22 protein-coding genes and 1 pseudogene are annotated in these 19,604 nt (G+C 56.7%); 17 read left to right on the top strand and 6 right to left on the bottom strand.

All coding sequences use genetic code 11. The features are described 5' to 3' along the window. The first annotated feature begins 359 nt into the window (after window positions 1-359). Together YH3_RS25955 and YH3_RS37200 are read left to right on the top strand one after the other, a co-directional pair. Window positions 360-554, top strand: a complete 195-nt coding sequence (locus YH3_RS25955) for a hypothetical protein (protein WP_064444353.1) — start codon at window positions 360-362, stop codon at window positions 552-554. A gap of 152 nt (window positions 555-706) precedes the next feature. Beyond that, the gene (locus YH3_RS37200; RefSeq protein WP_274522694.1) at window positions 707-835 is read left to right on the top strand and encodes a hypothetical protein; all 129 of its coding nucleotides are present in this window, start codon (window positions 707-709) and stop codon (window positions 833-835) included. Between the two features lie 530 nt (window positions 836-1,365). Here the strand turns inward: YH3_RS37200 and YH3_RS25950 are convergent. Beyond that, window positions 1,366-2,373, bottom strand: coding sequence for an IS481 family transposase (locus tag YH3_RS25950; RefSeq protein WP_154100349.1), 1,008 nt, complete (start codon window positions 2,371-2,373; stop codon window positions 1,366-1,368). A 176-nt stretch (window positions 2,374-2,549) separates the two neighbouring features. On the opposite strand from YH3_RS25950, the gene YH3_RS25945 reads away from it, so the two are divergent. Together YH3_RS25945 and YH3_RS25935 are read left to right on the top strand one after the other, a co-directional pair. Next, on the top strand, window positions 2,550-2,918 hold the full coding sequence (locus YH3_RS25945; protein ID WP_064444351.1) for a hypothetical protein: 369 nt from the start codon (window positions 2,550-2,552) through the stop codon (window positions 2,916-2,918). Window positions 2,919-3,336: 418 nt separating this feature from the next. Next, the gene (locus YH3_RS25935) at window positions 3,337-3,966 is read left to right on the top strand and encodes a hypothetical protein (RefSeq protein ID WP_154100348.1); all 630 of its coding nucleotides are present in this window, start codon (window positions 3,337-3,339) and stop codon (window positions 3,964-3,966) included. 93 nt (window positions 3,967-4,059) lie between these two features. On the opposite strand, the gene YH3_RS25930 is transcribed toward YH3_RS25935, so the two are convergent. From YH3_RS25930 to YH3_RS35105, 3 genes are all read right to left on the bottom strand, one after another. Beyond that, on the bottom strand, window positions 4,060-4,416 hold the full coding sequence (locus tag YH3_RS25930) for an Lsr2 family protein (protein ID WP_064444348.1): 357 nt from the start codon (window positions 4,414-4,416) through the stop codon (window positions 4,060-4,062). A gap of 119 nt (window positions 4,417-4,535) precedes the next feature. Next, window positions 4,536-4,859, bottom strand: a complete 324-nt coding sequence (locus YH3_RS25925) for a hypothetical protein (RefSeq protein ID WP_064444347.1) — start codon at window positions 4,857-4,859, stop codon at window positions 4,536-4,538. Between the two features lie 225 nt (window positions 4,860-5,084). Further along, complete coding sequence (locus tag YH3_RS35105) at window positions 5,085-5,441, bottom strand: PLD nuclease N-terminal domain-containing protein (protein ID WP_082920664.1); 357 nt, start codon at window positions 5,439-5,441, stop codon at window positions 5,085-5,087. Between the two features lie 1,641 nt (window positions 5,442-7,082). Between YH3_RS35105 and YH3_RS25915 the strand changes: the two genes are divergently transcribed. Next, the gene (locus YH3_RS25915) at window positions 7,083-7,766 is read left to right on the top strand and encodes an MspA family porin (protein ID WP_064444345.1); all 684 of its coding nucleotides are present in this window, start codon (window positions 7,083-7,085) and stop codon (window positions 7,764-7,766) included. On the opposite strand, the gene YH3_RS37195 is transcribed toward YH3_RS25915, so the two are convergent. Then, the gene (locus YH3_RS37195) at window positions 7,763-7,894 is read right to left on the bottom strand and encodes a hypothetical protein (RefSeq protein WP_274522692.1); all 132 of its coding nucleotides are present in this window, start codon (window positions 7,892-7,894) and stop codon (window positions 7,763-7,765) included. The genes YH3_RS25915 and YH3_RS37195 overlap by 4 nt on opposite strands. Between YH3_RS37195 and YH3_RS25910 the strand changes: the two genes are divergently transcribed. The 8 genes from YH3_RS25910 to YH3_RS25880 all read left to right on the top strand — a co-directional run bounded on the left by YH3_RS25910 (window position 7,893) and on the right by YH3_RS25880 (window position 15,080). Next, the gene (locus YH3_RS25910; RefSeq protein ID WP_064444652.1) at window positions 7,893-8,288 is read left to right on the top strand and encodes a hypothetical protein; all 396 of its coding nucleotides are present in this window, start codon (window positions 7,893-7,895) and stop codon (window positions 8,286-8,288) included. The two genes, YH3_RS37195 and YH3_RS25910, sit on opposite strands and share 2 nt — an antisense overlap. Window positions 8,289-8,372: 84 nt before the next feature. Further along, the gene (locus tag YH3_RS25905) at window positions 8,373-8,714 is read left to right on the top strand and encodes a hypothetical protein (protein WP_064444344.1); all 342 of its coding nucleotides are present in this window, start codon (window positions 8,373-8,375) and stop codon (window positions 8,712-8,714) included. Further along, window positions 8,711-10,831, top strand: a complete 2,121-nt coding sequence (locus tag YH3_RS36850) for a hypothetical protein (RefSeq protein WP_238592706.1) — start codon at window positions 8,711-8,713, stop codon at window positions 10,829-10,831. Before YH3_RS25905 ends, YH3_RS36850 begins: the two co-directional genes overlap by 4 nt. A gap of 33 nt (window positions 10,832-10,864) precedes the next feature. Beyond that, on the top strand, window positions 10,865-11,674 hold the full coding sequence (locus YH3_RS25895) for a hypothetical protein (protein WP_154100347.1): 810 nt from the start codon (window positions 10,865-10,867) through the stop codon (window positions 11,672-11,674). Then, window positions 11,671-11,859: a hypothetical protein gene (locus YH3_RS25890; protein WP_064444342.1), complete on the top strand. Its 189-nt coding sequence runs from the start codon at window positions 11,671-11,673 to the stop codon at window positions 11,857-11,859. Before YH3_RS25895 ends, YH3_RS25890 begins: the two co-directional genes overlap by 4 nt. A gap of 811 nt (window positions 11,860-12,670) precedes the next feature. Then, window positions 12,671-12,898, top strand: coding sequence for a hypothetical protein (locus YH3_RS25885; protein ID WP_064444341.1), 228 nt, complete (start codon window positions 12,671-12,673; stop codon window positions 12,896-12,898). Beyond that, the gene (locus tag YH3_RS36225) at window positions 12,895-13,056 is read left to right on the top strand and encodes a hypothetical protein (RefSeq protein WP_193777198.1); all 162 of its coding nucleotides are present in this window, start codon (window positions 12,895-12,897) and stop codon (window positions 13,054-13,056) included. Before YH3_RS25885 ends, YH3_RS36225 begins: the two co-directional genes overlap by 4 nt. Window positions 13,057-13,148: 92 nt before the next feature. After that, window positions 13,149-15,080: an AAA family ATPase gene (locus tag YH3_RS25880; RefSeq protein WP_064444340.1), complete on the top strand. Its 1,932-nt coding sequence runs from the start codon at window positions 13,149-13,151 to the stop codon at window positions 15,078-15,080. A 250-nt stretch (window positions 15,081-15,330) separates the two neighbouring features. Here YH3_RS25880 and YH3_RS25875 read toward each other — a convergent pair whose 3' ends face one another. Beyond that, window positions 15,331-15,705, bottom strand: coding sequence for a Hin recombinase (locus YH3_RS25875; protein ID WP_154100346.1), 375 nt, complete (start codon window positions 15,703-15,705; stop codon window positions 15,331-15,333). A gap of 411 nt (window positions 15,706-16,116) precedes the next feature. Between YH3_RS25875 and YH3_RS25870 the strand changes: the two genes are divergently transcribed. From YH3_RS25870 to YH3_RS25860, 4 genes and pseudogenes are all read left to right on the top strand, one after another. Further along, window positions 16,117-17,034, top strand: a complete 918-nt coding sequence (locus tag YH3_RS25870) for a nucleotidyltransferase (RefSeq protein ID WP_154100345.1) — start codon at window positions 16,117-16,119, stop codon at window positions 17,032-17,034. A 2-nt stretch (window positions 17,035-17,036) separates the two neighbouring features. Beyond that, window positions 17,037-17,679, top strand: a pseudogene (locus YH3_RS37385) (hypothetical protein). Then, window positions 17,679-19,139, top strand: a complete 1,461-nt coding sequence (locus YH3_RS35660; protein WP_154100344.1) for a hypothetical protein — start codon at window positions 17,679-17,681, stop codon at window positions 19,137-19,139. Before YH3_RS37385 ends, YH3_RS35660 begins: the two are co-directional and overlap by 1 nt. Before the next feature lie 45 nt (window positions 19,140-19,184). After that, entirely contained in the window at window positions 19,185-19,601 is a 417-nt protein-coding gene (locus tag YH3_RS25860) for a hypothetical protein (protein WP_064444336.1), read from the top strand. Window positions 19,602-19,604: the final 3 nt, after the last annotated feature.

Genomic DNA, 19,604 nt, shown 5'->3' with positions numbered 1-19,604 from the left:
GCAGCTGCGCCACCGCCTGCGACCAGACTTGCGTGCGGGGCCGGCCCGGCAATGTCGGTGCAGAATCTGACCGTCAAGCCGACCGTCGAGATGATCGAGCTCTTCGGCTTCGGCACAACGATCCTGGGGAGATTCACCTTCGAGCGGCGTGGAAACCGAAGTCGAAACAACTCAAAGGGGCAACCAATCGACTGGAACTAATAGGAGATAGCAATGATTTGGTGCGCTGGGCGCGTTGTACGGGCGGTGTCGAAATCGACCGCCCGCATGCGCGTTTCGGCGCATAGCTCTCGATGTGTGCCCACACGGGCAGGTTAAGTAATAGGCTGGTAAAGAAATCGATACCAGGAGAACGCCACGTGACAGACCTCAGCCCACAAGGACGCGCCCACCTCCGCAAGAACGCGCAGACCTACGGCGACGAAGCGATGGTCGATGTCCTCGACGCCCTCCAAGCCGCCCTCAATGAACGCGACGAACTCCGAGACCTTCTCGTCGACCGACTCTTCGCCACCGCTCAATCCGATGAGGCTGCGACCGAACCTGAAATCTAGCGAAATGCTTAGATCTGGTAATAATGGCCCGTGAACACTCACGCCATTGCCACAGCAAACCCACACCAGAGGCTCCTCATCGCTGCCGCACTCGTCAATGGGTACCCCACGCCGATTCAGGTGCTATGCCAGCAAGAGGAACCGACAGCACCATGACAGAAGAGGAAATGCGCGAGGCGATCCGAGCTCGCGCCGCTCAAGCAGTGGGCCCCGACATCGACGACGGGTGGGTCGAATTGATCAACAACGTCATCCGTAACAAAGCCCCCGAAACGAAGTGACGTCACATCGCCCAGGGGCGCGGTTGGATCTGTCGACGCATCAGCCGCTACGCAGAAGACGGCTCGATAGCGGACACAGGCGGAGCCGCGGTGGTCAGCCTGAAGGGTCGAACCAAGTCGTTTACCGTTCTGTCCGTGCCTACGTATGCGCGTTAAGGCCGATATCGATTCGATTTGGTAGAAAACTTGATAGGACTCACTGAGACGGGCGCCAGCCTCTTCTCCAGCGCCACCTCTCGCCATTCCAATACTGATGCGATAATGACGTCCGACACATCGGCCTGAAGGCATGGCTGCAGAGAATGTGCGCGCAGAAAGAGTAGACAATGAGTCCGCGAAATACCTGGTTTTCGACCCGGTCCACAGAACTCCGCGCTATTCTCCTCGACCTCGGCCTGACAATCGCCAATACCGAAGCGCAAACAATTCTCGATGACAAAGTCAATGAATACGCGACGCTCATGCGCGTCAGCTGTCAAACAGCTCAGCGCAGTTTTGGTCATGAACACCTGGCCCGGTTTGCCCAGTCGCTAGCTGTACGAGGCACGGACGTTAGTTACGCGATGCCGGCGGTAAGCGGCAGGCGGTCGTCCTCCGCGTGTTGAATGCGGTCGGTGGTAATTATAGTGAACATTCCAGATTTCGACGGCAGTGCGCCGCTCGGCTTCGCTGGTGTACTCGCGGGAGTACAGCAGTTCTTCGGCGAGGATACGGTTGTAGCGTTCGACCTTCCCGTTATGTTTCGGGGTGTACGGCTTGATGCGGTAGTGCCGCGTTTCTCGCAGTGAAGATGTGAAATCTGCTGCCCTGTAGCATGATCCGTTGTCCGTGATCACGCGCTCGATACGGGTGATGCCGTGGGCGGCGAAGAAGAATCGGGCGTTGTTCATGAAATCGATGGCTGTTGCTGCGGTTTCGTTGTCGCGGGCCTCGGTGTACGCCAGGCGGGTGTTGCCGTCGATCGCGGAATGCAGGTAGGTGTAACCGACACGGGCCTGCTTGTTCTTCGTTTTCCTACGCTGGGATCGTTTGGCCTTGTCGGACCCACGGCCGTGGGCACGCCAGCCTCCACCGTCCGGGATTTTCCCGACCTTCTTGACATCGACGTGCACCATTTGACCGGGCCGTTTTGCGACGATGACCTGTGGTTTTCGGTTGGTTTCGCCGTTCGGGTCGATGAACCGGCGACGGTGCAATCCTAGGTTCCGCAGAATTTTCGTGACTGTTCGACGAGCAATGACGATGCCGTCGGTACGCAGTTCGAACGTGATGCGCGAGGCCGACCATTTCCGGGTCCGGCGCATCGCTTCGATCTCGGCCACGACCTCCGTTGCTGTGGCAGTCGGGTGATGTTTCGGTGCGCTGGACCGGTCCTGAATTCCCAGGTCACCGTATTTGCGATACCGGTTGACCCACTTGGAGGCGCATTGGCGGGAGATACCCATTTCGGCGGCTACGTGGGCGATCGGACGACTCTGGCACCGCTCGATCAGGCGGCGTCTTCCTTCAACAGTAAGTGGGGCATTACGGTGTGTCACAGGGCTGGTCCTTTTTGGTCGAGAACGGTTGTGTCGCAACTCCCATTCTTACGCCGAGGACCAGCCCGTCCCCTTCAGTCCCGCGTCAGCAACGTCCATACCCACAACAGCTAGCACTCTCCATTTCGGACGAAGCGCCGGGCGCAAACCTCGTCGAGTTCGAGCGAACGATCTCGATGTCCATCCCGGCGGTGGGGCTGACAACCGCAGCTTTGGCGGAAGCGCTGAAGGTAGCGCACGCCAACCTCAAGGACATCGCCATCAGCGAAGGGTTGAGTCATCTCTCGACGTTGGGGATGATCACCGCAGAGGCCAGTGCGTTTCTCGTGCCCGTCCCGCGTCCGCTTCTACTTCGAATCGCCCGGTTTCTGGACATGGCAGGTACCTCCATTAAGTACGGTGCGAACTTGCCGGAAGGACTTGCGGAATCAGGGCGCGCGCAGTTCGCTGAGATCCTCAGCATTGACGCTGACGGCATCCGTGCCATTGCGAACAACGACAGCGACGATGCGCCCGAGTTGTGGCGGACGCCGAATCCTCGCTGAAAGAAACCTCGGAGGTTCCGCGTTGCAATCTCTTTGCGATCGCCACGCGCCCGGAGCGGATGAGTGCCTACATAGAAATGGCTGTCTTTGAACAGGAGTGCTGTGTTCGGAAACAACCCTCGATACTGTCGAAGCGCCAGTGGGATCCGAGCATGACTTCTGTTGCCGTTTTCGTAGATACGAGTAGGCGACCCTGGTCGAGCTCGGTGTGCTTGTGAGTAACGATGACGAGTACATAGAAGAGATCCGCGTCGTTCGACGGAAGAAGGACACCTAAAGGTCGAAATCATCGAAGTCCAAGGATTTCGAGAGCGATCTCCTTCGCAGCAAGACCTCCAAGAATGTTGCCGGTCCGACCGAGTCCCGACGGGTCAACGAACAGGAACTTCGTGAGAGGTACCAGAGCGCTCCTATCTTCGTGACGTCTTCAGTCTCCTCTCCACGTGAACTGACACCGAGCCAACAAGCACTCGCCGACGTCATAGCCGACGCCGGGAGCATAGTGATACGCGAGTTCCTGGTCCCGCTGATCAGAGACGTCGCAGCTCCCGCGGCCAAGGCGAAACTGGGTGAGTTCGCGGCGCGTCAGCGTATTCGGGCGCTGGAACGAGCTGAAGCTAAAACGAAATCATCCGACGCTGACGCTGTGCAGGTCGACGTTGTGGGCGAGGAAATTTTCGCTCCCGTCGCCGATCTGGAAGTTGCGGAGCCTTCGATCCCGGTCACCCGAAGCGCCCTCATGCTCGCCCAGTTGCAGTTGAAACTCGCGCAGGACTACGCCGCCAAACAACAATGGCTCATTTCGCACGCTGAGGTTGTAGATGAAGATCTCTCGCCGGAACTGGAGCAATCCCTCACGCGGGTGATCGAAGGCAGGGCGAATGAGCTGAATGATACGGAGCGCGAAGCGGTTGCGGCCTTCCTTCAGCAGGCCGGGAGTATCGCGGGCAGCAAGCCTGCGCTGGCTCCTCAAGGAAGACTCCGACGAGTCGCAGACGAGGTTCGCAAGGTACCGAAACGACCGCGTAGGCCCAGAGAGGCTCCATAGCCTGTCTTCCGTTGCTGCGCGCGACCGTCAGTTTGCCTCGTTGTCCTGACGCGTACTCCTGAATTACAGCCCGGCCGAGATAGCTAAGTATCTCTAGTGACTGGCGTCGAACGCCTCGATAATTTCTTTCTTAATCCTTCCGCGACTCGACACCTCGTACCCGTTGCTGTTGGCCCAGTCCCGGATTGCCTGTAGCTGTTCTGGTGATCGATGCGGGGTAACGGTCTTCGTAGCAGCTTGTGTCCCGTTGTTCTTCTTGGCTGTGCCAACTTTTTGGGCGGACTGAATGAACGGTGCCAATGCTGCCTCGAGTTTATCGACGTTGGTTGGCCGTAGATCGATCTGGTAGTCGGCGCCTTGGTACGAGAACGTCACACGCTGCTCGAAGCCGGAATCGATCGGCTTTCCGTCGAGGTCGTCGGTGAAGGTGCGGATGAAGATTTCGGCCATAGTGAGGGACCTCTGGTTGTTTCGGAAAAGATGGCAGCCAGCACCATACAGTCAATTCGGTGCGTCTTTGGGAGGTGGTCGTACCTGGAGTCGCGGGAATTGACCGCCAAGGGTTGTCGTCAGACGCGTACTGCCCAGGTTGGTCGCCATCGAGGATCAACCACGGCGATATGCTGCGCTCCCGATGCGGCGATCAATGCGGCACGGTGACGACCGTCCACCCACGTGCCTCCGCTTCCGATGTCGAGTGGGCGGGAGTGGAGTTCGCTCCACGCAAAGAGGTCGGGCCCGAATAGCCCGCACTCGTCGCCGTACAACACCCACGTCTCGAAGTCCCATCCGGTCGCCTTCTCCTGAATGACTGCAGCACTCAAGTGTGCGATGGCCAACCAATCGACGGCGGGATACCCGGCGCGTAGTCGCCAATTGTTCGACTCCGTCACCGCTCCTGTTACTTTCGGCAGGGTCGAGACTGGGCGAACGATGAAATCCATGAACGTGTATCTCCCGTAAACGCTGGCAAGTATGCAGGTAACGCGCCTTGCGGTCGCCGGACGTCACCGGCGCGCGAGGCAGAAAGCGCTACTCCAGAATGCCCTCGATGCAGCTCGAACATTTACGCAGCGATCCGACAGTTTTGTGTGTTCGGAATTCCTGCGCTCGAAATCTCAGATCTGGCCCGGATCACCGTCGGTGCGTTGTCGCCGAGCGAGACGTCGTTGTTGCTCGGCGCGTTCACGGCACGCCTGCCGAAACGCCTCCTCGGCTACGGGGTCATGGGCTGCGACCGTTCGCGACCCTTCGGCATCGACGTGCGCGGCTACCCCAGCTAAGTCCGGTAGCTCACCCTGCCCACGACCGGCGACCAGCCACAAAACCGACCCCAACACCGGGACGAACAAGATCACCACCAGCCACAGCGTCTTCGGCAGATACTGGACGTATCTCACGTCTCGGGTGACCACGTCGACCAGGCAGAAAGTCCACAGCGCCATCGACGCAAGACTGAAAACGAACAACGGCACGGCGACTCCTCCCGAATACGCATTTCTCGCAGATCTTATCGAAAGTCGTAGAGGTAGTGCAGTCTTCAAGTAGCTGTAACTTCGCGAAGACTGGTATCAGCTTCTTTATCTCGCCTATTGTTCCGATTGGCGTCGTAGTTTCCTTGTTTCCGCTAACGAGGGAGATGTCGCCTGCACCCCGCCGACGGTGTCCCCAAACCGTCGGTGGGGCACCATGTACCGGCGTACCGCTTCCACCTCGGTTCTCGGTACGCCACGCTCACCGACCGGAGTACACACGGACTGATCACCGGACCGATCGGTGATCCGTAACAGACTGCGCGCCGAAGATTCCTCCATGTCCCTTCGGCGTGCATCGCTCGCCGGTCGCGGTCTCCGAACACCGTGGCCGGCGAGCTACCCTGCTGTGACAACCTTGACAGGGTCGCCTGCCCGGCATCGTCCAGGCACCGGCCGCAGCTCCGAGCACGCGAAGTACTATCCATACCGTGCGTCAGCGGTTCGTCAGCTCATCGCACACCGCCTGCCTTGGATTGTTCCGCCGAGCAAACAGGCCAAGGCCACTCGAACTGCGTGCCACTGTTCGTGACAGTCGGTGGCATGCACGGCCCGCCGGGTTGAACACCTAACCTCGACCTGGCGGGCTACCGATGAACTGCATGCCGCTTTCCGTGGCGGTCGACGGCATGCACGGTCCACCGGAACAACACTCACGTGTGCGCCGGCGGACCACCCCGGCTGTGCGCATGACGGACGCGATGACTGTCGGTGCACAGGGGCCTGCCGAGCTTTCTGCACTGTCAGCTAGGCAGGCCTGCACCGGTCGATCTTTCGTCTGACGGTTCGTCCGGGCTGACGCCGGAAGCGATATTGGTGCGCGGGAGCATCATTGCGGCGCTGGGTGTCAATCTGGTGGGCTGCATAGCCGAAGGTTATGCACACGCACTGTGGAATGAGTGGGGATAACCCCTTCCTGGTGATGCATACCCAGTCGTCTCGATGTAGAGGCCTTACTGGCTGCGTTTCGTCGATTCACCTACCCGAGCGGTGGTGGCACTCACCGTTTCGCCTCCATGGCGAATAGCCTGCTTTCACAGTCCGGCGGCGAGTCCCGGTGCCGAGCAACGTGCTGGCGGTTGCCGAACTTCTATGAGTCCTTCGGGACTTTGCCGAGCGCCTGACATGACTTTCTGAACGAAATACCTCGCATAGTGGCCGAGTGTGTTTCGCTCCCGCGTGGCTCCGCCCGCAATCTCCTGTGCTTGGCATACCTCGCGGAATCGCGCGCCAGCAATTAACTGTTGACCATTCAACTATCGCCTAGCGAGAAGGAACGGCAAGTTCGGCATCCTCACGCTGTGCTTAGAGATCTCAACTGGGCCCGTCCTTCTGTTTGCCCGCTCATCACTACGTCTGTCTACTTGATAACTTTCGTGACGCTCGCCATATCGGGATAAAAGTCCCACGTGCTGGTCACGAGCTTGCCGAGATGTATCCGTGACCGGAAGTTCACGGTAAATGCGATCACGGCCGATCTGGAGTCTGGCGATCAAACGGAACGCTTGGTACTGTCCGGTAACTTGCATTTAGTTAGTGTTCAGCTACCGAAACGGTAGCTGGCCCGCGACGTAGGAGCTCCCCATGGCAACCAGCCCGAAACCCCGTACATCCCGCCGTCGATCGAAGGCAGCAGTGGGGCTCGCGGCGTGTGCGGTTGCCGCGCTGTCGTCTGGTGTGGTCTTCGCAGGGAGCGCATCGGCAACGCCGACGGCGTTGCCGGACAAGTTTGCGAGCACGGTCACCGATGACGGCTGGACCCTCGATCTGGCGGCTACCAAATTGTCGGCGAACCCGGTGCCGAATCTGGCTACGACGGCGTTCACTCGTGAGGGGTTCGTGTCGGCGAAGGTGACCGGCACGATCGGTGGTGCGGGCGATTCGGCAGTGAAGACCGGTTATGTCGAGCAGGGATTGCAGATCGGCTGCCAGATCGATGTCTCCTCCGGACTTGGCTTGGGGCTTGGCTTTTCGCTCGGCCCATCGGTCGGTGTGAGTATTTCGGGTGTCCCGTCGGCGAACGTGGGTGTGAACGCGTCGGTGAATCCGAGTATTCAGACCACCATCGCACCGGGAACGATCACCACGATCCCGCTCGGCAAAAAGGACCTCGAAGCGGCGAAAGCGTCGATCACGGCAGAGAACGTGCACATCAAGGTTGACGCTTGCATGGGGCCGGTCACGATCCGCTCCTACGCACAACTCGCCGTCTCAACTGCAACCTCGGACAACAGCCTGTTCGTGTATTCCGATCCGACCTGGCTCTAACCCCGAGCAGCCGTCGTCAGCGCTGCATTCTCACCCCACTCTGCGCAGGCCACCATGCCCTCGCACACCCCGTCACACGAGGCCCGAGTCACGGGTTTGCCCATCACCATCACATTGGAGAAGATCATGAAGATTCGTACCTTGGCTACAGCCGGAGCGCTCACCGGAGGTATCGCCCTAGTCGGCGTTATCGGCGGGGGCGTGGCATCGGCTGCCACCCCGATCGTGCAGCCGGATCATGGTCGGATTGGGCTTTCGCTCTCGAATACCGAAACCGCAGCACTGGCGGCGAGCCCGATCCCCGATGCAATCGCGAACATTGTTCCCGGCTCGCAACGTTGGGTTGGCCGGGCTCCGGGTTCGGTCATCACCAACGTCGACGGCAGGGCAAGCGCCCCCGATCGCGTCGTGATCGCCGAAGCTGCGGCGCATCCGGGTGGCTACGTCAACATCTACGTGTCCGACCCGAACAACCCCGTCACCGGGGGCTACATCGTGCAGACCTACCAGCACTGGAACTGAACTAGGGCCGGTAAACCCAGACCCTGACTGCTGCCGCCGAACTCGTTGTTTCACTTCACCTATCCGCCGTTTGGAGTTTCTGTCATGACCATCCGCAACGCTGAACACGCTCGGTCCCGCCCGATGACGGAGCCGCCGGCCACAGTGCACAGTGGTCAAAGTGCGGACGTCGACGACTGGGACCCCGACAGCGAGCTGAGCGAAACCTCGAAGGCCATGATCGCCACCGTCTTCGGTCTCGCATTGTTGATTGCAGCGTTCGCGGTGATCGGACGCCTCGGGGGCTGGGCCGCTGACTACGGGACGATTCTCGTATATCTGGCGTTCTTTCTGTGGATGTCGATCGCGGGCCGGGTGTTCTGGTGGGGCGCGGACAAGCTCATCGCCGAGGCGCGGAAGAAGTCGAACACGGGTGATCGCCGGTGAAGTCCGTGCTGAAGCTGCGCAGGTCCATCGCGGGAGTACTTGCTGCCGGAGCGCTCATGATCGGCGTGGCCGGAGCCGTCGGTGCGGGAATCGCACTGACCGCCTCACCCGCAACTGCGGGACCAGCGGAGGACTGCGCGGCTGTGCGGGCACGTGATCATCAGATCTACCTGAACCTGATCGCGTCACTGCCACCCGGTGCCCCCATCCCGCCCGAGTACATCAACCCATGCCTGACGGCACCATCCACGACAGCGACCGTCGCCCCGACAACCACCGTCGGACTACCGGGTGCGCAGGCTCCGGGCGGCGGCCCGAACGTCGGCGCGAACGCGCCGACGAACTTCCCCACCTACAACGGCACCCCCATCGTCCCCGTCCCCGGCGCCGCGCTGCCTGGACAGCCGAATACGCCGACACCATCTGGTATCGAGAACCCTGCAGGAGTCCCGGTTCCGACGACCACCAGCGGACCCGCCCCGACCACACCCCAACCCGCTGGATCGACCGCACCCACAGCGGTCCCCGATCGTGGTCCCGGACCTGTTCCCTCTGGAACACCGAAGACTGTTCCCGGACAGTCGGAATCGAATCCCACAGTCACGCCCTCGGGACTCAGCGACGACGACGGGCGCGATCGTTACCTCGAACTCGTGTTGGTCGGTGCCGCCGCATTCACAGCCGGCGGGATCGGAGTACGTGGGCGTCGTTCACCGTTCGGCCCACGCATACCGTTGGGTGGGCGTACGCCGGAATCGATCCTCTCCCAGACAGTCGGTACCCTCGCGTCACCGCTGATGCAGTACGCCAAGGGTGGCCAGTCGAAGATCACAGTCACCGAACCCGGCGGAGGACGTCGTACGTTCTTCCTCATCCACGACGCGACGTCCTCACACGAAGCGGAAATCCCCGTCGACGTCCCGCCCGGCGGGCATATGAGCGTTAATCCGGACGGCTCAGTCACCGTCTTCGACGCGGACGGAAACCCGATCTCGGTCGTCGCAGCTCCGTGGGCGTACGACGCCAACGGCAATCCTGTTCCCACCGACTACGAAGTTCGCGACGGCCGTCTCATTCAGACGGTGTATGCCGACGAAGCGACCGCCTATCCGATTTTGGCTGATCCGCCGGAAAAGAAGGCGAAAGCACCCACCTCTGTCGCTTCGAAACAAGTCCAGAAAAATACGAACACCGCCGCACCCAAGCCGAATTCGATGACCTCCCGCACGAGCGCGCAGAAACCGCAAAACAGTGGAAACACGAATTCGGGCAACACTTCCGGTGGGAACACGTCGGCACCGAACTCGATGACCCAACGCACCAGCGCAAAGAAGCCGCCCGTCAGCGCGGAGCAGCAAGCGACCAACCAACTCGCTGCAGCGCACGGCGAGGTCCCTTCGGGTACAGACACTTCGGGTGCGCCGAACTCGATGGCTTCGCGCACGAGCCCGCAGAAGCCACAGAGCAGTGGGAACACGAATTCGGGCAACACCTCTGGTGGGAATACGTCGGCACCGAATTCGATGACGCCGCGCACGACACCACAAAAGCCGTCTGTCAGTGCGCAGCAGCAAGCGGCCAATCAACTGGCCGCAGCGCACGGCGACGTCCCGGACGGTTTTACCGGTAATGTCCCGATCAAACCGCGCGCCACCGGGAATGGGGCACCGAATTCGATGACCCGACGAACATCGCAGCAGGGCACGCCATCTGGCGACGACAATTGGACCACTCAATTCGGCGGACTAAACGTGATCGGTGGAATTGTTGATACCCCGGCGCAAATGGCGGAACGAGCTACTGCGACGAGGGCGCCGAACGTGTCGACGACACGCGCCGTGTGGCAAGGGGCAGTGAATGGTGTGAAGGGCCTCGCGAAACCGATCCCTGCGCTGGGGTGGATCGTCACAGGAGCAGCGATAGCCTCCGATCTCACATCAGAAAACGGACCTAGTGTCGCCGAATCGGTCGCCACCAACGTGGGAGGAACTGTCGCAGCGGCAGCTGTCGGTGGCGCAGTGCTTGCTGTCAGTGCCGCCCCCGTGGTCGTCGCGGTCGCCCTTGGTGTGGCCGCTGGCTATGCTGCGGCGTGGGCGATATCGAAGTTCTGGGACTAGATGACGAGCTCGGATAGAAGCAAAGGTAGTTCGATGACTTCGAGGACGGAACTTACACGCACCCTCCACGCTCAATGGACCCAGAAACGCGGCGAGCTGGGCTTCCTCGCGTTCATTGTCAGTGTCGTTGTCTTCGCAATCAGTTCGATCGTGATGTACGAGGCGTCCTCGAATGCGGTTTTCGGATTGGGGGTACTGGCTGCGGCCTGCGGCGCTGTGTGCTGCATTTCGCTAGTGACGTTTGTGGCCCTTCCTCCTAAACCCGCGACGAACTCTGAAGAAATAGGTCAAGGGCGCACTTTCACCATGAATGCCTCAACTCGGTGGGCATCGGCGTTGTGGTTGTGGTCGGCGTTGGTCTCCTGTGCTCTGTCTTTCGTCGGTGTCGGGCTCAACTATGCGAGCAGATCCGGAGGTAGTTCGTTCAATTCGAATTGGTGGTTGGTGCTCGGCGCTCTATCGTTCGGTGCCAGCATTCTCTCTCCTCTGCGGTACGTCGGACGGTTTCGTATCGATATTGACGGCGATGGCATGCGGATGGAACTCGGCCGCGCTTACAGCGGATATCTGCGTTGGTCCGATATTGACAAGATCGAAACCTCCGCCCGGGGGCGCTACGCACTCGACCTCGTGCTCAAGCCAGGTGTCCGTGTCGAGAACACCTCGCACGGATCGTCGCTCTACCGGGTAGGACCGGGAATCATCACCGAAGCCTCGCCCTTTCAAGACGGCTACTTACGCCTCGAATGCGGCGGATGGACGGGTGAGACGAGCGCACTCGCGGAGGAAATCGTGCACCACGTGATGACAGAAGACACCACCGAGCAGAAAGCGGCCTCATGAAGAATCCGGACATGATTGCGCTCGCCGTACTCGGCGCAATAGCAGTTCCCGCAGTGCTGTTCATGGTCTTCTCCGAGTCCGCGTTCGTTTTCGGAGCGTCAATCGCCGCCATTGTCTTCATTGCCGCTCGCGGCGTGCAGATCCTCTTCCAACGACGGCGTCGACAACAACGTCGGTCAGCGTGAGCAACATATCCTGTTCGACGGCCGCTCGGGATTCAGAACCTGGACACGGCAAGAGCCAACAGTTTCCCGCTGTCGCGCTCGTCGGTCTTTGGTTCCAACAGAATCGTCCTGCTGGCCGACAACACATCTCCCTACAAGCGACATCATGACCACCGTTTGTGGAATTTGTGCAATCACTGCAGGGGCTGTGGCGATGATCGTATCCACGCCTTACGTGATGTACCGCAGTCATGCGAGAGCGATCTACTGGAGTTCGTCGATCCTTTCCATCGTTTTCGCCTGGCTCACCGCCCCACAGCGGTCGAATCTCGGACCTGTCCTGTTGTGCGGTTTCGCTGCTGGTGCGGGACCAAACGCTCGCCATATGCAGGACAAAGCGCATCGACACGAGACCTGCGTGACATCTACAGTGGAGATGTAAACACCTGCTTCTCGGCGTTTACCGGTCTCGTCGGTCCCCTTGTTGTGTGGCCGTCGAGACTATTTTATTTCCACGCTGGCAACATCGACAAGGAGCGGCAGTTTCGGCTCACGACGCGCGCCTCCCAGATATCGGCCACGACCAGCAGTCGACGGCTTTCAAGCTTGAGTATCCTTCGGACGAATGACATCTTCGGACGATCGACAGCGCCGAGCATTGTGTTTTCGAAACCACTGCGAGGTCAGATGACCTAGTGATCCACCACCGTGAACCACACACCCTGACACACCGTGCTGCGATGTAACTCGATATTCTCTAGAGCGGGTCCGCTGCGGGCTCCTGCCCTCGGATATGCCGTCGCGCAGTACGACTGGCCGATGAGGATCCTCGATGAGTCAAGTAGATGTCAGTAGCGGCCTGGTGACCAGGCTCGGTGCCGTTCCCATTGCCGACGGTGCTCTTATGACCAAAATGCTGCGAGATACCTTGGTGCAGCACGCAGAGAGCGGCGTGGACGTTGCCGAGCCCGCCTTGCTCGGATTGCTAGCGATCGTCGGCGCGTTGGAAGATCGTCTGGCACACCACGAACCCGCGTCGCCACTGGAGGTGACGGCATGAAGAACGCCCTGCTGCGGCTGCGAGCTCGCGTGGAGGATCGTGTCGATCTTTCATCTGACCGATCATCCGGGCTGTCGCCGGAAGCGATTTTGATACTCGGGAGCATCACTGCAGCGCTTGGCGGGATCTGGTCGGCAATCCAATTTGGGCAAAAGTAACTGTTAAGACGTCACCCATCGATACAATGTTGGCGATATATCATCTAAATAACGGCATCGCAATGCCCAAGCAGATTGGTTGAACAACAGAAATGCGACTAGTTAGCGCATCAATCAATGGATTTGGCCGTCTGGTTTCAGGAAAAATAAATCTTGACAGCAAAGTAGTTGCGATAGTTGGCCCGAACGAGGCCGGGAAGACGACCCTCCTCAGAGCACTCCAGTTCCTGAGGTCAGACTCAAGTCTCGCGATTCCGGACCGCTCTCGCGCTACCGAGATAGAGGATAGCGACGTTGTCGTCGCCGGATATTTCATACTAGATAATGAGGATAGGGAAGCGGTATCATCCCTGAATTTGGAGATTGGGAAACTACCCGAGCGTATGACGTATCAACGAAAAGCGTCAGGTGGAATTGTTAATGACATACAGCCACGTCCAACCAAGAATTATCAGCCGCTTGTAGAATCAATAAGGACGATTTTCAAGTATCTTGAAACACCAGAAGGAAAAGAGTACATATCCAGGAACTACGAAAGTCAGAGTGATGCACAGCCGCTAGGAAAACGGCTGCAATCAACTATGGCATCACTACATTCTGAGAGGGCGCTGAAGACATCAATAACAGACGAAGAGAAGGCCGAGATTGCGAGCCTTATCGAAGATCTTCGCGAAGACGAGAATTTAGCCAACAGTCCTACGCTCACCTCGCTTGAAAGCGTTCTGAACTGGCACCAGAGAGCAGATCCTTGGAGAGCCGTTCATGACTGCCTAAAGGAGCGAATGCCAGATATTGTTTTCTTTTCCGACGAAGACCGCGATCTTAGGTCGAGCTATGGTTTGGATGAGAATATAGCGGCGAACCCACCTATAGCCCTGCAAAGCGTTGCTTCACTTGGCTCTTTAGATCTAAGTAAACTATGGTACATGATCGAAAGTGGCCAGCGAGGGCAAAGTCAGACGCTGATTATGCAAGCCAATCAGAAACTGGAAGAGGTGTACGAGACGTCATGGAATCAGTCAGACGTAACCATGTACTTCAACCTAGACGGAACATCCTTGGAGGTTATGGTTCGGGAGAGCGGGAGAGAAATAACCACATTTGATGAGCGCAGCGCAGGACTTCGTACGTTCGCTGCGCTGCGTGCGTTCCTGGCGGCCCGAAAAATTGAGCGCCCACCCATACTGTTAGTCGATGAAGCCGAAACGCATCTCCACTACAACGCGCAAGCAGATCTGGTTGACTCATTTATGAGACAAAAGGATGCTGCGAAAATAATCTATACAACGCATTCGCCGGCATGCCTCCCGCCAGACTTGGGCGTTGGCGTACGAGCAGTACTTCCCCGACGCAATCAGCCTTCGGTAAGTGACATCAAAAACAACTTCTGGGCCGGCGCAGGGTCGGCCGGATTCTCTCCCCTAATGCTAGCGATGGGCGCAAGCGCTGCGGCCTTCACACCTGCACGTTACGTAGTCCTAGCAGAAGGGGCCTCAGAGATGGTAGTTCTACCTTCGTTGATTCGTGCAGCGACCGGTCGTGAATATCTCGAATATCAGGTAGCGCCAGGCCTATCAGAAGTCGCGTTTGAGATTTATCCAGATCTTGACCTCGAAGGATCCCGCGTGGCGTTCATTGTCGACGGCGACAAAGGAGGACAAGATTTGCGTAAGCGCCTTATCAAAGGTGGCATTGATGGCAGCCGAATTACTTCTCTCGGAGCGATAACTCTTGAAAATCTTATCGAACGAGATTTATATAGGGATCAAATGAAAATCCTAATTGGCGAATGCAATATAGGATCCACCGTGCCTGATCTCCCTGATCTTTCGGACGACAGTCTTCCGTGGCCGACCGCTATTGATAAGTGGGCATTGCCGCTGGGACTTAAGGCACCCTCAAAGGTCGCCGTCGCAAGCGCTCTAGTTGAAGCGGAAAGAGCAATTCCCAGCCCTTCTGGTAAGAGCGCGCTTATTCAACTCGACAAAGAGATCTGCGCGGTTCTGAAAATTCCACGCCCCTAACGGGAATTCCCTATGAAACCCCATTGAATGGGTTATAAAGAAATAATGGAATCGATCTCGTCCAAACTGAGGCCCGCCATTTACCTCCTCCCTCTCAAGGTATAACGCCAAGGTCTGATGTAGCAGTCCGAACTTCTGGGGCGTCAATTTCAGCGGATACTACGCCTCGGGTGAGGTTTTTAGGAGGCAAGAGCCGACATTGGAGTGTGCAGCATCGATAAAAAATCTCCGCAGCGACACCCCTCAAGAGCTACTCGTCTCTCGCCACCCACCGATTGAACTTCGGCGGGCGCAGCTGAACACCCGACCTCTTGAGCGCCTTACCGACACTGCTCGCTGCCAGGTTGTACTTCCGCCCGAGCTCAACTGTCGATTTTCCACGTTCGTAGTGCCACGTCAGCTCCGCCAGCAGCTTCGCATCGATCGTCGCTCGCGGATGCAGCGGTATGCCATGTTTGACCAGCAACCTGGTCACCGTTTGACGGTGAATACCAAACAGCTTTGCAACCTCGAACGCCGTCTTGCCCGAACGATAGACATCGATCATTGCGGCCAACTCAGCCTCACTCAGTTGACGCTGCGGTTGATACTCCGACGCCGACACCGCTACCTGCAACTTTTCCATCGACGGCGGTTCGATTCGTTCGCCCAACTCCCGGACTAGCGCCGCAAACGGGGTGTTTTTGTTCGAAACGGATTCACGTAGGAGCACCACGACTAGCACATACGTTCGAGAGAGCGGAAATTTATAGAGGTCAGCACAGCAACGTGCTGACCTTTTCGGTTTCACCGGTACATGTCGGAGCCATACTGTACGGTCCGTTTAGCTCTCCCACCTCTGTAAACAGTGTTTGAAGTCATAGAAGGGTTGATGACACCAGTACTTGTTTTCGCTGATTTCCTAACAACGAGCTGACCCCTGATCAGATGTACCGGTCAGATTGACAGCAGCGCAGCTTCTTGGCACTCCCCTATTGCGACTGCCAAAGAAATGATCCATAATGAGACCTATATTGATAACCGGAGGAAATACGCAATGACTGCGTTAGAAGATAAGCTCAACCGATACCGTCAACCCTCAAGCAACAGCGAAAAAGATAAACAAGAGCGCGCCGAGCGGATGGTCAAACAAGCGGTCGACAAATGGGCTGAGGACTACGACAAAATCTCTTTTAGATACGTCTCAAAGGGTTCATATGCCAACAACACAAATGTTCGCCAAGACAGTGATGTCGATATTTCTGTTCTCAGAACTGATTTCCACTATTTCGACACGTCTGCTTTGAGCGCTGCGGATGCGAAGACGAGTGATGGAGTCACCTACCCGATGATGGGTATCGCCATGCGAAACAGCCTAGCTCAATCCATCAAGAGTCGATTCGGAAGTGACTCCGACACAACAGGATCAACAGCGATAGAGTTGCACGAGAACTCGGGGCGTGTCAGTGCGGACATAGTACCCTCATTCTCTTTTCGTAAGTATTACTACGATGCCCTCGGAAACATCTCCTATCACGGGGGCCAGAAGGTTTTTAAGACCGACGGCACCAGCGTCGTAAACTACCCTGACCAACAGCTGCTCAATGGCAGAACAAAGAATGTTGCTACTGGGTCACTCTATAAAGAGATGGTTCGCATTCTGAAACGTGCAGAAAATGATCTCGTAGCAGCAGGAACTATCGAGCCACTGCCAAGCTATTTGATGGAATGCCTTATGTACAATGTGCCCAATTCACACTTTCAGTCGATGAACTCAAATCCATTGACCGATATTCTCACCAATGCAATTGCTCATATATGGAGCGCGACAAATCCAGACGGAGAAGCAATCAATTGGTATGAACCTAATGGGATTAAGCCTCTCTTTAAGGGGAAACAGAAGTGGACGATGGACGACGCGAATAAACTCGCCTTTGAGACTTTCCGATTGTTCAACTTAAGAGACGCCAGTTAGCCATGATCAACTCAGCACAGATACGAATAATTGTCGGAATCGCCGCGGCAATCTGGTTCATTGTTGCTCTACTGTCCGACAGTGGAGGTGAATGGACTGCTCTACGCACCGTCTCAATCGCAGGAACAGCAATTACACTGCTCTTTCTGGCATACGAAAAGTGGATCTGGCGTTGGAAGTGCGTCCGCTATTTCACCGGAAAACCGGACCTTAATGGAACATGGCGGGGAGAACTGCATAGCGACTTTGAACGCGACGGTAAGCGTATCGATCCAATCCCTACAGCCGTTCGAATTCACCAGACAAACTCCCAGATCGTCGTTACTCAATTCACCGGGGAGTCAACGTCCCTGTCTGAACTTGGCGAACTCAAAAAAATTGAGCGATGGTCGATACTGTGCGCTGTTTACATACACCAACACACCCCGACCAGGAGTTCGAGATCGAAGCGACATACACACCGGCCTCTGCGACCTTAATATCTCCGGCGACAGCAACTCACTGTCCGGAGGTTACTTCACAAGTCGAAAAACGACTGGAGATATTTGGTTCACTGAATGGAGTAAGAAAAAATATGGCGACGCTCCAGCCGCACTCAAATCAGATAATTTCGGCACACCGAAACCGTTCGCGAAGGATCAGTAATGATTCGACGATTCAATCTAAAATACCTTCATGCATTTAGAAATCCGAACAGCGACACCGCTCTGCCATTATTCAGTCAAAATCAGTCGTTGCGGAAAATGCGTATAGTTATTGATGCGGATCTCTACAGCCAGAAGTCGGAAGAAGGATCTGAATCTGAACTACTGAACGGGCTACTCTTACATGAGTACATTGAACTTTACCAAGTTTCAGATGACGGTCCACCAGATGGCACCCCCAGCAGATCCGTGTGGGATCAGAATTTCTTCCCTGGGTGGATCGTGATTGGCGAACAAGACCGAGCCAATCACATTCAGCCCATTAGATGGTCGAACGGAGACAATGCAGTTTCCGGAGCAATACAGGGAAACATGCACGAAATTGTCGAAAACGATGTTGATACCGATGCATATCGAAGCCTGGGCCCCGCTGAATCTTACCGCCGCCGGCTGGCTGATGCTTCGGTCATACAGGCTGCCATCGAAATCAATGCCGACTTATTCATCACCAATCGTGAATATGCACTCTCATCATCGTGGACTAGTTTTGAGGAAGTAACTGTCTGCACCCCGAGCGACGCACTACCTCTTATCAGCCTCTACCTTCGGTCACGTAACGTATTCCTAGCGTACAAATCCAAGGATATCCAATTAAGCTTCAATAAAGGAAGCTTCTTTCTAACTGGTGCTCGCGAGCTACTTCCAGAAAGTTGGCGATGGCACTCAGCGTGTGTACTCACCACCAAATCTCACTCTTCAAGCGAGCTAGCCCAGATTGCTGGTTCAGTTCTAAACCGAATGGTTCGCGTTCTTCAAAATCGCGACAAGCTGTTGATGGCACTAAATCAACCGCAAAATGACGACATAGCCGAAGAAGCAATGATCGATTTTGATTCAGCCATGGTCTTCCTCATGGGGGCGATGGACGCATCCGCACTCATCGCCAACAAGGCGTTCGGCGTTAATTCCGACCCAAGATACGCTAGTTGGCAAAATGATAAATGGATTGCAAAGATCGGATCAGGTGATCTGAGCATGTTCCTTGCTCCAAATTCCGAAGCAAACAACATACTCACCATTCTTCGCCATCTCCGAAACACGGTTCACGGCGCCGGACTACAGCCAGTATCGATGGTCAATGGCGTTAGGGATCAGCACGAGACACATATGAGCCTATCTGCCAGCCTCAGCATTAATAAATACGCGCAATTCATCACAGCTGTCGATAGCTTGGGAGGGAAGGAAAACTGGAGTATTGACGACAGTGATCTGCAGCTCATTCTTGCCGACCCCGGGATTGTTCTTGAACAGATCATACCTAGAGTCTTCAACCTACTTAATAGCCTCATGAAACTCACGCCCGTGGAAGAGCTGGGAACTGCCCAGGCTCGAAAACACAGTAAGCAAGATGAGGCGGAAGCATTGAATGTTCGTCGTCAACTTGGCTTGCAGGTTATTTGAATAAAAACAAAGCTCCGGCTCAGCTTTGTTCGACATAATAAAGAGGTGTCACGCCTTTCCTCCTCGACGTTCATCACCCAACATCACCAGCTGAAAGAACTCTGGAATAGCCATCAAGATAGCTATAGGTGGATGAGTCCTGCCGACCAGCAACTCATCCACGACTTCTATCGGCCATCAGAAAACCTGAGCGACGATGAGCTAAAACAGCATCGCCGCCACATCACCGTGACGAACAAGTCGCTCGCCAACAGGGCCGGCAAAGCCTACGCCCGCTTCATACGAGGAGAAACATACGACGCACCATCAACGACTACATCGAGTGGACGAATTGTCACCATCCGACCTGTTCTACGCCCACAACCGGATGCGCAACTACTAGCGAAAGCCCTGATTCAACTGGCAATGGAGGAAGCAAAAGCCGAGATCAACCAGCGCAGCACCGATGACAAAGCTGCTTAGCAG

The sequence above is a fragment of the Rhodococcus sp. YH3-3 genome (assembly GCF_001653035.1).
GTDB classification, from domain to species: Bacteria; Actinomycetota; Actinomycetes; order Mycobacteriales; family Mycobacteriaceae; genus Rhodococcus_F; species Rhodococcus_F qingshengii.
Note: the sequence above shows the minus strand (reverse complement) of the source record. Positions and strands in the feature narration are given on the sequence as shown.

Coding starts and splice junctions, on each gene's coding strand:
- YH3_RS37200 (WP_274522694.1), top strand. CDS start 707: ATGACAGAAGAGGAAATGCGCGAGGCGATCCGAGCTCGCGCCGCTCAA.
- YH3_RS25945 (WP_064444351.1), top strand. CDS start 2,550: ATGTCCATCCCGGCGGTGGGGCTGACAACCGCAGCTTTGGCGGAAGCG.
- YH3_RS25930 (WP_064444348.1), bottom strand. CDS start 4,416: ATGGCCGAAATCTTCATCCGCACCTTCACCGACGACCTCGACGGAAAG.
- YH3_RS25915 (WP_064444345.1), top strand. CDS start 7,083: ATGGCAACCAGCCCGAAACCCCGTACATCCCGCCGTCGATCGAAGGCA.
- YH3_RS25910 (WP_064444652.1), top strand. CDS start 7,893: ATGAAGATTCGTACCTTGGCTACAGCCGGAGCGCTCACCGGAGGTATC.
- YH3_RS37195 (WP_274522692.1), bottom strand. CDS start 7,894: ATGATCTTCTCCAATGTGATGGTGATGGGCAAACCCGTGACTCGGGCC.
- YH3_RS25905 (WP_064444344.1), top strand. CDS start 8,373: ATGACCATCCGCAACGCTGAACACGCTCGGTCCCGCCCGATGACGGAG.
- YH3_RS25895 (WP_154100347.1), top strand. CDS start 10,865: ATGACTTCGAGGACGGAACTTACACGCACCCTCCACGCTCAATGGACC.
- YH3_RS25890 (WP_064444342.1), top strand. CDS start 11,671: ATGAAGAATCCGGACATGATTGCGCTCGCCGTACTCGGCGCAATAGCA.
- YH3_RS25885 (WP_064444341.1), top strand. CDS start 12,671: ATGAGTCAAGTAGATGTCAGTAGCGGCCTGGTGACCAGGCTCGGTGCC.
- YH3_RS36225 (WP_193777198.1), top strand. CDS start 12,895: ATGAAGAACGCCCTGCTGCGGCTGCGAGCTCGCGTGGAGGATCGTGTC.
- YH3_RS25880 (WP_064444340.1), top strand. CDS start 13,149: ATGCGACTAGTTAGCGCATCAATCAATGGATTTGGCCGTCTGGTTTCA.
- YH3_RS25875 (WP_154100346.1), bottom strand. CDS start 15,705: ATGGAAAAGTTGCAGGTAGCGGTGTCGGCGTCGGAGTATCAACCGCAG.
- YH3_RS25870 (WP_154100345.1), top strand. CDS start 16,117: ATGACTGCGTTAGAAGATAAGCTCAACCGATACCGTCAACCCTCAAGC.
- YH3_RS35660 (WP_154100344.1), top strand. CDS start 17,679: ATGATTCGACGATTCAATCTAAAATACCTTCATGCATTTAGAAATCCG.